Source organism: Burkholderia sp. Bp9143, from assembly GCF_003853645.1.
GTDB lineage: Bacteria > Pseudomonadota > Gammaproteobacteria > Burkholderiales > Burkholderiaceae > Burkholderia.
Window position 1 is genome coordinate 1 of the sequence record NZ_QTPO01000080.1, and the last position, 13,761, is coordinate 13,761.

Below are 13,761 nucleotides of genomic sequence, written 5' to 3' on the forward strand. Positions count from 1 at the left end.
GCGGCCACGGTGCGTGCGCGGGCCGCTTGCCAGCAGCGGAAAAACGCCGCCGCATTTCGGGCACGTCACGCCATGGCTGTCCAGCGCCACGCCGATTCCAAGATGTTTCAGGTCGTTCGCGCATTCGATGACTTCGCCGTCGTGGTCGGTTTGGTCCCCCAGGCGAACCATTTCATGGCCTTGTGCATTCTTCATCAGCGATCTCGCATCTCACGTGGAACGAGATTGATAACGCGGAAATGCAGCGTCGCCTATGGGATGAATACGATTTTTCCGATCCTGATCGTGAGGCGGGTACGCACCCATCATCAGCGGGAGTGATGACACCCCCCATTTTCTGCGGATTTGACCGGGACGGCAGCGCCGACAACACTAGCCCGCAGTGCTGCAAAGACGGCACGCGCCCGCCCCCCTTCAGAGTCCGCCATGTACCCGACCGACACCGTGCAGTCCCCGAGCGCCGCCCGGCCGCTCGCCGACCGGCAGCTTCGCCGGATCGTCATCGCCTCCGTCGCCGGCAACGCGATGGAGTGGTACGACTTCTTCGTCTACGGCACGGCCGCCGCGCTGGTGTTCGGCCACGTGTTCTTTCCGCCCGGTGCGTCGCCGCTCGCGGGCAGCCTCGCCGCGTTCGCGGCGTTCGCGCTCGGCTTCGTCGCGCGGCCGCTCGGCGGGATCGTGTTCGGCCATGTCGGCGACCGCTACGGGCGCAAGGCGTCGCTCGTGTGGACGCTGCTGATCATGGGCGCGTCGACGTTCGCGATCGGACTGCTGCCGACCTACGCGCAGGTCGGCCTGTGGGCACCGGCGGCGCTCGTCGTGCTGCGGCTGCTGCAGGGCATCGCGTCCGGCGGCGAATGGGGCGGCGGCGTGCTGATGATCAGCGAGAACGCGCCGCCCGAGCAGCGCGGCTATTACGCGGCATGGAGCCAGCTCGGCGTCGGCGGCGGCTTCGTGCTGTCGTCGGCCGCGTTTCTCGCCGCGCAGGCACTGCCCGACGACGCGTTTCACACCTGGGGCTGGCGGCTGCCGTTCCTCGCGAGCATCGCGATTTTCGCGATCGGCCTCTATATCCGCCGCCACCTGCCGGAAAGCCGCGACTTCGAGCAAGCTGGTAAGCGCGGTGTGCACACGCATTTGCCGATCGTCGAGTGCATCCGCCGCCATCCGAAGGAAATCCTGCTAGCGATGGGGCTGCGCGTCGCCGAAAACGGCGGCGCGTATATCTTCCTCGCGTTCTCACTCGTCTACGGCAAATACGTCGGCATCCCGAACGGCGTGATGCTGACCGGCGTGATGATCGCGATGATCGTCGAGATGGGCGCGATGCTCGCGTGGGGCCGGCTGTCCGACCGGATCGGCCGCAAGCCCGTGTACCTGATCGGCGCGCTGAGCCTCGTCGCGTGTGCATTCCCGTTCTTCTGGCTGCTCGACACGCGCGTGACGCCGCTCGTGTGGCTCGCGCTGACGGTCGGCACCGCCGTGAGCCACGGCGCGATGATCGGCACGCTGCCCGCGCTGGTCGGCGAGCTGTTCAGCACCGAGGTGCGCTATTCGGGCGTCGCGCTTGGCCATGAAGTCGCGTCGATCTTCGCGGGCGGAATGTCGCCGCTGATCGCGACCGCGCTGCTCGCGCGCTATCAAGCATCGTGGCCCGTGTCGCTGTTCCTCGTCGCGCTCGGCCTCGTGACGGTCGCGACGCTGTGCGTGATGCGCGAGACGCGCGCCACGCATGCCGCCGACACGCGCGGCGACGCGGCATGACCGCGCGGCCCGCGCCGGCCGCCGCGCCCGCGTCCTTGCCGGCGGGTGTACGACACACCGGTTCACGGTGCCACATGCGCGCCTTCGCGGCACCGCGAGCGCACGCAGCCGCGCCCTCCGGGCTACGCGTCCTGATCGCACCGCCCGCCGTCGAACACCGGCGCCAATCCCAGGTGATCGAGCAACTGCGCGAATTCGCCGAGCCGCCGCCGCATGTACGCGGGTACGTCCACGTTCGCATAGTCGTGGAAGCCCGCGCCCGTACGAACACCATCGCGTCCGGTTTCCATGTTGCGTACGACACTCGCCGCCGGTGCAAAGCGCGGGCCGATTTCGCCGGCAAGATACTGCGACGCGTAGTACAGGATGTCGCAACCGCCCCAGTCGATGAATTCGAGCAGCCCGAGCACCGCGAAGCGCGGGCCGAAGCCGGTGCGGATCGCGGTGTCGATGTCCTCGGCGCTCGCGACGCCCTCCTCGACCATCCGCGCGGCCTCGTTCATCGCGAGCGCCTGGATGCGCGGCACGATGTAGCCCGGCGCCGGCCCGCAGATCACCGGCTTCTTGCCGACACGTTCGAGCAGCGCGGCCAGTGCGTCGACGACCCGCCGATCGGTCGCGTCGCTGCGGCTGATCTCGACGAGCGGCATCAGCAGCGCCGGGTTCAGCCAGTGTGCATTCAACATCCGTTCAGGGTGCGTGACATGGTGCTGCAACTCGGTGACGACGAACGTCGACGTCGTCGACGCAATCGTTGCGCGCACATCGACATGTTCGCCCAGCCAGCGCAGCGCGTCGGCCTTTGCGTCGAGCACCTCGGGCAGCGCTTCGAACACGATACCGGCGTCGCGCACGGCGTCGGCCGCGCCGTCGCGCGCGACCAGCGCGATGCGCGTGACGACGGCCTCGGCCTGTTCGGCATCGATGCGGCCGAGTGCGACCTGTGCGTGCAGCGGCCGCACGATCTCGCCGCGCGTGCGGTCCTCGAATGCGCGCCATCCTCGCGCGTCGCGCGGCTTGAAGTCGATCAGCGTCACATCGAGGCCCGCGAACGCGAAAACGAGCGCGATCCCCTGCCCCATGCGCCCCGCGCCGAGCACGTGCACGCGCGTCACGTCGGCGGGCGTCATGCGGTATACCCCGCATCGAGCAACGCGCGCATCGCGTCGCGCGACAGGGCGGCGAGACCGAGATTGTCCAGCGTGCGTCCTTCCGCATACAGGTCGCGACCGGTCACCGCCGACGCGACACTCAACAGCCCCTGCGCAACGGGCGTCGGCACGTTGGCCCAGCGCCCGCACGACACGATGAACGACAGCCCGAGCCGGGTGTCCTCGAGCATGTAGCGATGCGTGCGCAAATCGATCTTCTCGCGCCAGTCGCCGCTGTCGGTCAGCTTGCCGTGCGCGCCGCGCCCGTACATCCATTCGTCGCCGTCGGTCGCGTAGTGGTCCGCGAGCGGAAAATGCGGCGCGCGGAAGCCGAGCGCTTCGCGCACCGCGATCCGCTCGGCGTCGAGCGCGTTCGTCACGCGGCGGATCGACGGTTGCGTGCCTTCGTTGTGGATGTCCCACGCGTCGAAGTGTTCGAGCGGCCCGGCGTTCATCAGGATCAGCGGCGGATGGATCACCGGGCCCGCGTTCATCAGCGCGCCGGACAGCGCATCCTCGACCGGTTCGACCGACGGATAGCCCGCACGCAGCACGTCGAACGCCCAGCCGGCCGCGTTCGCGGGAAACACACCGGTCGGCAGGCGCGTTGCATACGCGCTGATCACGACCGTGTTCTCGCCGTGCTTGCGCACCAGGTACGGCAGCGTGCCCGTCTCGGCGTACGCGACGCGCGCCCGGTTGCCGGCATCGGCCGCCGCGCGCGCGAATACGAAGCTGCCGAACGTGCCGGGCGGCAGGAACACGACCTGGCCGTCCTCGAGCAGCGGCGCGACTTGCGCGGCCAGCGCATCGTGCGAGACGGCCGGCAGCGGCACCACGACGAGCCGCGCGCCGCGCAGCGCGGCCGCGAGATCGTCGGTCAGCCGGATCGCGCCGGGCGCGTCGCCGAGCGGCACCGCGCGCTTGCCGCGATAGTCGGTCACGTGCAACGCGCCAAGCTCGCGCAGCCGCGCGTGCGGTTCGCGATCGCGCCGCCACCACGTCACGTCGTGGCCCTTCTCGAACAGGTCGATCGCGGCCGCATGGCAGCCGTGGCCGCCGCCCAGTACACATACCTTCATCGTTGTCTCCCGGTGAGTGAGTGGTTCCGAGACTACGCGGCGGCGTACATCGCGTCGCTTCAAAACGCGCAACGGCACGCCCGTTCGCGCAACGCAATCGCGGCGACGCGCACCACGTCGTTCCCGTCCATCCGACACGAGGCCACCGCATGGATATCGCCCTTTCCCGACATGCGCCGAACCGGCTCGGCACGCTGCATGCGCCCGACGAAGTCGAACGCGCGGTCGCGCGCCGGCTCGGGCCGCACCGGATGGCCACGCGCGGCCGCGATCCGTTTCATGCGGAGCTGTACGAGGTGCCGCTGCATCACGGCGCGCTGCTCGAGCTCTGCTACGGCCGCGAAACCCGCATCGAGTTCGGCGACGATGCCGATCACTTCCTGTTCCGGCTGACGCTGTCGGGCGCGTGCGAACTGCAGGCCGGACAGGTGATCGCGCGCGCCGGGCCGGGCGAGCTGACCGTGTCGTCGCCCGCGCTCGCGAGCCGCCTGAGCACGAGCCCCGATTGCCGCAACCTGGTGCTGCGGCTCGAACGCGGCGCGCTCGAACGCAAGCTGCAGGACATGCTGCGGATGACGCTCACGCAACCGCTGCAGTTCGACCTCGACGCCGGCGGCAACGGCGCGGGCGCCGCGCTCGTGCTGCCGACCTTCGAATACCTGTGCCGGCTCGGCGCGCAGCCCGGTATCGGCGCGTCGGCGACGACGTTCGGTGCCGATCTCACCGCATGGCTGATGTCGCTGCTGCTCTCGCACCTGCCGCATTCGTACAGCGGCGCACTGGCGCGCGGCACGCCACCGCTGCCGGCGCACGTGCGCCGCACCTGCGACCACGTCGACGCGCACCTGGGCGAACCGCTCGCGCTCGCCGCGCTGGCGGCCGTCGCGGGCGTCGCGCCGCGCACGCTGCAGCATGCGTTCCGCGCGTTCCTGAACACCACGCCGGCCGCCTACGTGCGCGAGCGCCGGCTGGCCGCGGTGCACGCGACGCTGCAACGCGGCGACGCGCGCAGCGTCACCGACGTGCTGATCGCGCACGGCATTCATGGCTTCGGCCATTTCGCGAAGGCGTATGCGCGGCGTTACGGCCATGCGCCTTCCGTCACCGCGAGGCAAGCACCATGACACACTCCGCCACCGGCCGGCCGCCGGCCCGCTCCGAACCGCCGCCGTACGACGCCGACGCGCCCGATGGCCTGCGCGTGCAGGACCTCGACCTGAATCTGTTGAAGACGTTTCGCGCGGTCTATACGGAGCGGCACGTCGGTCGCGCGGCGCTGGGGCTCGGCGTCACGCAGCCGTCGGTCAGCTACGCGCTCGGCCGATTGCGGTTGATGTTCCGCGACGCACTGTTCGTGCGCACCGGCACCGGCGTCGAGCCGACGCCGCGCGCGCGGCGGCTCGCGGTATCGGTCGACAAGGCGCTCGCGATCCTGCAGGACGTGCTCGACGAAGGCTCGCGCTTCGCGCCGGACAGCACCCAGCGCGTGTTCCGGCTGCACATGAGCGATTTCGCGGCGAGCGCGTTCCTGCCGACGCTGCTCGCGGCATTCGACCGGCGCGCGCCGGGCGCGGTGATCGAGACGCTGCATGTCGACGAATGCCAGCTCAACGTCGCGCTCGAATCGGGCCGCATCGACTTCGCGCTCGGGCATTTCGCGGATGCGTCGAGCCACTTCCAGCGCACCGCGCTGCTGCACGAGCGCTGCGTGCTGCTGATGCCGCGCCGCACCGCGCAGCGCGTCGCGCTGGCCGACGATTTCGTGCTCGACTGCGATGCGCCGGACGCGCTGCGCTTCGTCGCGGTGACTTCGCATCCGCAGTCGATGCAGTTGCTGGCGCGGCATGGACTGATGCCGCGCGTGCGGGCGGCGCTGCCCGATTTCATGGTGGTGCCCGCGCTGCTGGAACACGGCGATTACGCGCTGATCCTGCCGGAAACCGTCGCGATCACGTTCGCGGCGCGCCAGCCGTGCACGCTGTACGAGATCGCCGGTGCCGGCGAATGGGCAGTGAATGCGTACTGGCACCGGCGCTTCGATGCGGACCCGGGCCATCGCTGGCTGCGCGCACTGCTGCTGGAGTTGTTCGATATCGGCCGGCAGGCGCCGTTCGACGCATGGCTCGCGCCGCAGCCGCCCGCCTGCGCGTAGCGGCGCAGGCGGGTGCCGGCAAACGTCGGCGGTCAGAACGACGTGAGGATGCCCGCGACGATCGAGCTGGCGGTCGCGCCGGGTTTGGCGACCGCGACGCCGCCGCCGGCCGCGCCGTTGACGACGAAGCGCGCGTGCGCGCCGTTACGCACCATCGCGGCGCCCGTGTACAGCACCGTGCGCTTCGACAGCGGATAGTCGAAGCGGATGCCGTACGAATCGGCGTTGCCGTCGCTGTCGGCCACCTTCCGGTAGTGACCGATGCTCAGCAACAGCGACGCGCGCCCGATCGGCACCGTCGCGCTGAGTTCCATCGTGTCGCTGTGCGGATACGCGCTCTGGCTGTCGATCGCGGCCGCGACGTCGGGGCCGCCGCGGTGCCGCATGTACAGCGCGGCGACCTTCACGACGTTGAAGTCGTACGAGATCGCGCCGAGCGTGTAGTTGCCGTTCGCGGCCGAACTGGTTACGCCGAGCGTGGATGCCGCCACCGGGCTGAACTTCTGCTGCATGTAGTCGACGTCGACCGACAACCCGCCGCGCACGTAGTTGAGCCCGGCGCCGTATGTGTCGCCGAGCGTCGCCGGTTGGCCGGCCGCGCCGTTGGTGCCGCGCGCGGCCATCGCGCGCAGCATGAAGCCCGCATAGCGCGGCGACGTGTAGCGCATCGCGTTGCGCACGCGCAGGAAAGCGGGGCCGACGAAGTTGTTCGTCGCGTTGCCCCATGCGAGGCCCGCGCCGAGGCCGGGCAGGCTGTAGGTCACGAGCGTCGTGTGCAGGATCGTGTAGAGCTCGCCGAACTGCACGCCGCCGAACGGCCCGGTGATGCCGACCCATGCCTCGCGGCCGAACAGCGCGCTGCTGTTCGACAGCGCGCCGCTCGCCGCGTTGAAGCCGTCCTCGAGCTTGAAGATCGTCGCGTAGCCGCCGCCGAGGTCCTCGACACCCTTCAACCCCCACTGCGACGCCCACAGGTTGCCGCTGCCCATGCGCGTCACGTGGTTCGGCCCGGCGTTCGCGTATTCGATCGCGGTGTCGACGCGGCCGTAGAGCGTCACGCTCGATTGCGCGACAGCCGGCAGCGATGCGCATGCAAGGAGCGCGGCCACCAGCGTGGCAAGCGGTACGGCAAGCCGGTCGGCCCGCCCGTTCGGATGGTTCATCGTTGTCGTCCCGTAGAAATGCCGGCGCCCGTCGGCCTCGCGCCGCGTGATGTGAAGCGCGTTCGCCGCGAAGGGCCAACGCTGCCGATCAAAAACGGGCCGAGTCTAGGAACGACAATTTCGGACGTCGACGCAATGCGCTCTATAACGCATATAGACGCGCCGCATGATGCGCGCGCGCCCCGCCGCACCTGCGCTGCGCGGCGGCCCGCGCACACGGCCTCGGTGTTTTCTTTATCCGGGTCGGTAAATGTCCGTGTGGCGCGGCTGTCACTCCGGCTATGGCGGCGGAATTTGGCCGACTACGCTGCCTCTCCGATCGTGTCACCCGCACGCTTTCGCGCCGCGACGGCGCCCGGCCCGCGAGGCCCACGCCGCGCTTCCCCACCGCCCGCTCCTGGAGAATCCGCATGTCCGCACCCACGGCCCGCGCTGCCGACGGCAAGCGCTATACGTACGAATGGTATGTCGTCGTCATCTGCATGCTCGCGTATGTCTTTTCGTTCGTCGATCGTCAGGTGCTCGTCCTGATGATCGAACCGATCAAGCGCGACCTGCATCTCACCGACACGCAGTTCAGCCTGCTCAACGGCTTCGCGTTCTCGCTGTTCTACGCGGTGATGGGGCTGCCCGTCGCCTATCTCGCCGACCGCTACGCCCGCCCGCGCATCATCTCGCTCGGCATCGCGCTGTGGAGCGTCGCGACCGCCGCGTGCGGGCTCAGCCAGCAGTTCGTGCAGATGTTCATCGCGCGCATGGGCGTCGGCGTCGGCGAGGCCGCGCTGTCGCCCGGCGCATATTCGATGCTCGCCGACTACTTTCCGAAGGAGAAACTCGGCCGCGCGATCGCCGTGTATTCGCTCGGCTCGTTCATCGGCGGCGGCGTCGCGTTCCTGATCGGCGGCTACGTGATCGCATTGCTCAAGCACGCAAGCGCGTTCACGCTGCCCGTCGTCGGGCAGGTGCATGCGTGGCAGGTGACGTTCCTGATCGTCGGGCTGCCCGGGATTCTCGTCGCGCTGCTGTTCGCCGCGACCGTGCGCGACCCGCAGCGCAAGGGGCTCGCGCAGGATCGCTCGGGCGCCGTGCGGCGCGTGTCGATGCGCGATTCGCTGCGCTTCGTCGGCACGCATCGCGCGACCTTCGCGTGCCACTACCTCGGCTTCTCGTTCTATGCGATGACGCTGTACTGCCTGCTGAGCTGGACGCCCGCGTTCTATATCCGCCGCTTCGGGATGACGGCCGTCGAAGCCGGCTACACGCTCGGCATCGTGCTGCTCGTCGCGAATACCGCCGGCGTGTTCTGCGGCGGCTGGCTCAACGACTGGCTGCTGCGCCGCGGCCGCACCGACGCGCCGATGCGCGCCGGCGCGATCGGCGCCGCGTGCATGGTGATTCCCGCGACGCTGTTCACGCAGCTCGACAGCCTGCCGGCATCGCTCGCGATGCTCGTCGTCGCGATGTTCTTCGCGTCGTTCCCGATGCCGACGTCGACCGCCGCGATGCAGACGCTCGCGCCGAACCAGATGCGCGCGCAGATCTCCGCGCTGTTCCTGCTCGTGTCGAACCTGATCGCGCTCGGGATCGGCACGACCGTCGTCGCGCTGTTTACCGATCGCGTGTTCGGCGCGCCGGCGGCGGTCGGTCATTCGATGTCGATCGTCAACGTCGCGGCAGCCACGCTCGCCGCGCTGCTGCTGGCGACCGGATGCCGGCACTACCGCCGCAGTCTCGACCGCGAGCGCGGCCATGCGTCGGCGTCGGCGTCGGCCACCGCTGCCGTCGACGGCGGCAACGCGGTCGCCGCACGCTGACCGGTGCCCATCAGCGCTACCGACCATCATCCATCACACTGATTCAGGCATCGCTTTTTAATCGATTTGATTTATGCGATGCCCATCCCTATTCTCGGTTGCATGACGGCGCGGTACCTGCCGCGCCGGTTTCCTCCCTCCCCCACGGAACACCCCATGCAAGCGAACCGCCACCAGGTCCGGATCGACGCGCTGATCGACGCGGCGCAGGACATCCGCTGTTTCCGGGTCTCGCGCGTCGACGGCCAGCCGTTCGACGCGTACGAGCCGGGCGCCCATATCGACGTCACCGCGCCGTCCGGCGTCACGCGGCAGTATTCGCTGTGCGGCCGCCCCGACGAGCGCGGCAGCTATCTGTTCGCGGTGAAGAAGGAAGCGGCCTCGCGCGGCGGCTCGCGTTCGCTGCACGACGACGTGCGCGTCGGCGCCGAATTGTCGATCGGCGCGCCGCGCAACCTGTTTCGTCTGACGGATGATGCGAGCGAGCATGTGCTGGTCGCGGCCGGGATCGGCATCACGCCGCTGCTGTCGATGGCGTACGCGCTCGAGCAGCGCGGCGCGCGTTACCGGTTGCACTACTTCGCGCGCAGCCGTGAACACGCGGCCTTCGTCGACGAGTTGTCGACCGGGCCGTTCGCGTCGCACGTGACGTTCCATTACGGGATCGAACCCGATGCGCTCGCGGCCGAACTCGGCCGCTGCGTCGAGTCGATCGACGCAAAGGCGCATGTCTATACGTGCGGCCCCGGGCCGTTCATGGATGCCGTCGTCGCGGCGGCGGCCACGCGGATTCCCGACGACGCGATTCATCTCGAACGCTTCGCGGCGGAACCGGCCGCGGCCGACGCCGCTACCGATGCCGCCCCGGCGGAAGGCTTCGAAGTGCGTCTGAAGCGCAGCGGGCAATCGGTGCGCGTCACGCCCGACACGTCGATCGTCGACGCGCTCGCGCGCATCGGCATCGAGGTCGATACGTCATGCGGCGAAGGCGTGTGCGGCACCTGCATGGTGCCGGTGCTCGACGGCGAGCCCGATCATCGCGACCACTGCCTCAGCAAGGCCGAGCGAGCGAGCAACACGGTGATCTGCTGCTGCGTGTCGCGTGCGCGCTCGGCGGTGCTCGTCCTCGATCTCTGATGCGCTGACGTGTTGCCGCGTCGATGCGCCGGTGTGCCGATGGACCGATGCGCTCGCGGCTGACACGCGGCCACGGCGATGGCGATGGCGATGGCGATGGCGACGCGCACGAGCCGCACGCAGTGCGCCGCACCGCCGTCACGCGTCGAAATGCTCGACGATCTCGCCCAGCAACGCGCGCATCCACGCGATCCCCTCGTCCTCGTGAAAGTGCTCGTGCCAGTGCATCGTGACCGGCGCGGGCGACAGCGTCACCGGCAGGTCGTACAGCCGGAATGCGTTGTCGCGGTTCAGGATCTGCGCGAGCCGCTTCGGCAGCGTCGCATAGAGATCGGTGACCGACAGCACGCTGGGCAACGCGACGAAGTGCGGCACTTCGAGCGCGATGTTGCGGCCGACGCCCTGCGCGCGCAACGCGTCGTCGAGTGCGTGGTGGCTGTGCTCGACCGATTTCACGTTGACGTGCGCGGCGCGCACGAACTGCTCGAGGCTCAGCGCCGCACCGGCCGGCAACCCGCGCCGGCGCCCCGTCATGCACACGTAGGTCTCCTCGAACAGCACCTGGTGGCGCGTGCGCGGCATCAGCTCCGGCAGGTTGCCGATCGCGAAATCCAGCCGGCTCGCGCGCAACGCCTCCTCGATCTCCTCCACCGGCAGCGGCTGCACGCTCAGCGTCACGCGCGGCGCGCGCTCGCGCAGCGCCTGGCAGATCGCCGGCAGGTACGCCATCTCGCCCGCATCCGACAGCGACAGCCGGAACGTGCGCGTGCTCGACGCCGGATCGAAACGCTCCGCGTAGCGCAGCGCGACCCGCACCATGTCGAGCGCCTTGCCGACGATCCCCGCGAGTTCGAGCGCGACCGGCGTCGGCTGCATCCCCGCGCGCGTGCGCACGAACAGCGGATCGTCGAACAGCGTGCGCAGCCGCCCGAGCGAATAGCTGACGGCCGGCTGCGACAGCGCGAGCCGCTCGCCGGCCTTGGTCAGGCTGCGCTCCTCGACGATCACCTGGAACACTCGCAACAGGTTCAGATCGAGATGATCGACCGATGTCATCGTGACCTCCATCATTTGCCGCATTTATTTGATTGGCAATTTTAGATCAATTTGACGGATATGTAGTGGAAGACGAGACTGAGTACTCGATGCCGCGCTCGACGCGGCCCGATTTCGCGACTCTTTCCCCACGACGACGATGAGCGACCTTCCCTACCAGACGATCGACACCCGCGCGTTGCACGGCTTCGCGCAGCCCGACCGCATCGCGCCCGCGATGTATCACGACCCCGCGCTGTTCGAGGCCGAGCTCGACCGCATCTTCTACCGCACCTGGATCTGGGTCGCGCACGAGAGCGAGCTGCCGAACCCGGGCGACTTCATCACGACGACGATCGGCCGCCAGCCGGTGATCGTCGTGCGCGACAGGACCGGCGAGATCAACGTGCTGCAGAACCGCTGCCGCCATCGCGGCGCGACCGTGTGCGAATCGCACAAGGGCAACGCGAAGGGCTTCACGTGCCCGTATCACAGCTGGTCGTACGCGCTCGACGGCACGCTGCGCGCGCTGCCATACGGCGACGGCTACGAAGGCGTGTGCGAGAAAGGCGACCTGCCGCTCGTGAAGCTGCGCGTCGGCGTGTACCAGGGGCTGATCTTCGCGAGCTTCAACGACGACATCGAATCGCTCGAGGATTTCCTCGGCGGCGCGAAGCCGTGGATCGACCTGTTCATGAAGCAGGGCGCCGGCTATCCGATCAAGGCGAACGGCGAGCACAAGTTCAAGTTCAAGGGCAACTGGAAGATCCAGCTCGAGAACACGACGGACCTCTATCACTTCCCGGTCGTGCACAAGTCGTGGATGAAGTCGATCGACGATGAAACGGCCGCCGCGATCACGAGCTTCATGACGAGCGAGGACGCATTCTGCCGCGCGCTCGGCAACGGCCACAGCCTCGCGGTGCTGATGCCCGAGCTGATCGATCTCGACGAAGACGACGGCGCGCCGCTGCCCGAACGCTTCGCGCCGCTCGCGGCCAAGCTCGCCGAGCGCCACGCGCCGGACGAAGTGCGCCGCATCGTGCGCTCGCTGATGGGCGTCGGCTTCAACCTGAACCTGTTCCCGAACCTCGCGCTGTCGATGGCGTTCTTCCGCGTGCTGCGGCCGATCTCCGCGAACGAAACCGAGATCCGTCACGTCGCGCTCGCGATGGATGGCGGCCCGGACGAAGCGAACCGCGAGCGGCTGCGCATCCACGAGCATTTCCAGGGCCCGTTCGGCTTCGGCAGCCCCGACGACGCGGAAGCGTGGGAGCGCGTGCAGCGCGGCGCGCATGCGGGCCCGGACGTGCCGATTCTCGTGAACCGCGGGCTGAACCGCGAAACGACCGCCGCGAACGGCGAAAAGACCGCGCATGCGACCGACGAAACCGGCATGCGCGAGGCCTATCAGCAATGGCGAAAAATGATGGAGCAACAGTGATGGACGACCGCAACGCCCTTTTTTCCGAGCAGACCTTCGCCCGCGCGGTCGAATTCGTGTGGCGCGAAGCCGAGATGCTCGACCGTCGCGACTATCGCGCGTGGCTCGACCTGTGGGATCCGGCCGGTCACTACGTGGTGCCGATCGATCCCGACGCGACCGACTTCGCGGCGACGCTGAACTATGTGTTCGACGACCAGGACATGCGCGAGAAGCGCGTGCAGCGGATGGTGTCCGGTTACTCGGCATCGGCGACCGACGCGGCGCGCACGGTGCGCACCGTGTCGCGCTTCACGCTGGCAAGCAGCAGCGCCGGCATCGTCGAGCTGAAATCCGCGCAGGTCGTCGTCGCGTACAAGCGCGGCGTCGCGACGCTGTTCGCGGCCGACGTCACGCACAAGCTGCACGTCGATGCCGACGGCGAGATGCGGATCGCCGAAAAGGTCGTGCGCCTGATCGACTCGACCGAGGCGCTCAGCGCGATCGGCTTCCTGCTGTAAGCCGCCGCCGGTTCACCGCCGAATCTGCAACGGTGAACCGGTCACCTTCACCTTTCCGGACGACCATGCCCACACTCGAAGTTTTCCTGCCCGCCGGCCATGACGACGCCCGCAAGGCCGAGCTGATCGCGCGGCTCAGCGGCGCGACCGTCGACGCGATTGGCGCGCCGATCGAATCGGTGCGCGTGCTGCTCACCGAATTGCCCGCGACCCAGATCGGCCTCGGCGGGCGCACGGCCGCCGACGGCGCGCCGCCGTCGCTGCCGATGATCGTCGCGATCCTGATCGCCGGCCGCACCGACGAGCAGAAACGCGCGCTGATCGCCGCGCTGTCGGACGCCGGTGCGAACGTGCTCGATGCGCCGTTGCAGGCCACGCGGGTGATCATCAAGGACATCCCGAACACCGACTTCGGAATCGGCGGCCAGACCGCGCGAGCGCTGGGGCGCTGATCGTGGGCCGGGTGTCGCTCCATCGTGTGCCGCCACCCTGCCGTGATGCCCGTGATGCGTTTGGCGG

13 protein-coding genes are annotated in these 13,761 nt (G+C 68.9%); 8 read left to right on the forward strand and 5 right to left on the reverse strand.

From position 1 onward, the window contains the following. Positions 1-195 (reverse strand): PAAR domain-containing protein (locus tag DIE23_RS36635; RefSeq protein ID WP_148093485.1); only part of this gene is annotated, 195 nt, incomplete at its 3' end. A gap of 231 nt (positions 196-426) precedes the next feature. Here DIE23_RS36635 and DIE23_RS36640 point away from each other — a divergent pair. Beyond that, positions 427-1,764: an MFS transporter gene (locus DIE23_RS36640; RefSeq protein WP_124617480.1), complete on the forward strand. Its 1,338-nt coding sequence runs from the start codon at positions 427-429 to the stop codon at positions 1,762-1,764. A 122-nt stretch (positions 1,765-1,886) separates the two neighbouring features. On the opposite strand, the gene DIE23_RS36645 is transcribed toward DIE23_RS36640, so the two are convergent. Together DIE23_RS36645 and DIE23_RS36650 are read right to left on the reverse strand one after the other, a co-directional pair. Further along, a complete protein-coding gene (locus tag DIE23_RS36645; protein ID WP_124617482.1) occupies positions 1,887-2,894 on the reverse strand; it encodes a 3-hydroxybutyryl-CoA dehydrogenase in 1,008 nt (335 codons plus the stop codon). Continuing rightward, entirely contained in the window at positions 2,891-3,997 is a 1,107-nt protein-coding gene (locus tag DIE23_RS36650) for an NAD/NADP-dependent octopine/nopaline dehydrogenase family protein (RefSeq protein ID WP_124617483.1), read from the reverse strand. The genes DIE23_RS36645 and DIE23_RS36650 overlap by 4 nt, the downstream gene beginning before the upstream one ends. Positions 3,998-4,146: 149 nt before the next feature. Between DIE23_RS36650 and DIE23_RS36655 the strand changes: the two genes are divergently transcribed. Together DIE23_RS36655 and DIE23_RS36660 are read left to right on the forward strand one after the other, a co-directional pair. Then, a complete protein-coding gene (locus tag DIE23_RS36655) occupies positions 4,147-5,121 on the forward strand; it encodes an AraC family transcriptional regulator (protein WP_124617485.1) in 975 nt (324 codons plus the stop codon). Next, positions 5,118-6,149: a LysR family transcriptional regulator gene (locus DIE23_RS36660; RefSeq protein ID WP_124617491.1), complete on the forward strand. Its 1,032-nt coding sequence runs from the start codon at positions 5,118-5,120 to the stop codon at positions 6,147-6,149. Before DIE23_RS36655 ends, DIE23_RS36660 begins: the two co-directional genes overlap by 4 nt. A 32-nt stretch (positions 6,150-6,181) precedes the next feature. On the opposite strand, the gene DIE23_RS36665 is transcribed toward DIE23_RS36660, so the two are convergent. Next, positions 6,182-7,312 carry a porin gene (locus DIE23_RS36665; protein WP_124617493.1) on the reverse strand — a complete coding sequence of 377 codons (1,131 nt, stop codon included), beginning with the start codon at positions 7,310-7,312 and terminating at the stop codon, positions 6,182-6,184. Between the two features lie 410 nt (positions 7,313-7,722). On the opposite strand from DIE23_RS36665, the gene DIE23_RS36670 reads away from it, so the two are divergent. After that, positions 7,723-9,126, forward strand: a complete 1,404-nt coding sequence (locus DIE23_RS36670) for an MFS transporter (RefSeq protein ID WP_124617495.1) — start codon at positions 7,723-7,725, stop codon at positions 9,124-9,126. A 156-nt stretch (positions 9,127-9,282) separates the two neighbouring features. After that, positions 9,283-10,263, forward strand: a complete 981-nt coding sequence (locus DIE23_RS36675; protein WP_124617497.1) for a PDR/VanB family oxidoreductase — start codon at positions 9,283-9,285, stop codon at positions 10,261-10,263. Between the two features lie 138 nt (positions 10,264-10,401). Here the strand turns inward: DIE23_RS36675 and DIE23_RS36680 are convergent, their stop codons facing one another. Next, on the reverse strand, positions 10,402-11,319 hold the full coding sequence (locus tag DIE23_RS36680) for a LysR family transcriptional regulator (protein ID WP_124617499.1): 918 nt from the start codon (positions 11,317-11,319) through the stop codon (positions 10,402-10,404). Between the two features lie 139 nt (positions 11,320-11,458). Here DIE23_RS36680 and DIE23_RS36685 point away from each other — a divergent pair, with 139 nt between their 5' ends. The 3 genes from DIE23_RS36685 to DIE23_RS36695 all read left to right on the forward strand — a co-directional run bounded on the left by DIE23_RS36685 (position 11,459) and on the right by DIE23_RS36695 (position 13,694). Continuing rightward, positions 11,459-12,742 carry a Rieske 2Fe-2S domain-containing protein gene (locus DIE23_RS36685; protein ID WP_124617501.1) on the forward strand — a complete coding sequence of 428 codons (1,284 nt, stop codon included), beginning with the start codon at positions 11,459-11,461 and terminating at the stop codon, positions 12,740-12,742. Continuing rightward, on the forward strand, positions 12,739-13,242 hold the full coding sequence (locus DIE23_RS36690) for an aromatic-ring-hydroxylating dioxygenase subunit beta (RefSeq protein WP_124617503.1): 504 nt from the start codon (positions 12,739-12,741) through the stop codon (positions 13,240-13,242). The genes DIE23_RS36685 and DIE23_RS36690 overlap by 4 nt, the downstream gene beginning before the upstream one ends. 65 nt (positions 13,243-13,307) lie before the next feature. Then, entirely contained in the window at positions 13,308-13,694 is a 387-nt protein-coding gene (locus DIE23_RS36695; protein ID WP_124617505.1) for a tautomerase family protein, read from the forward strand. The last annotated feature ends 67 nt before the right edge of the window (positions 13,695-13,761 follow it).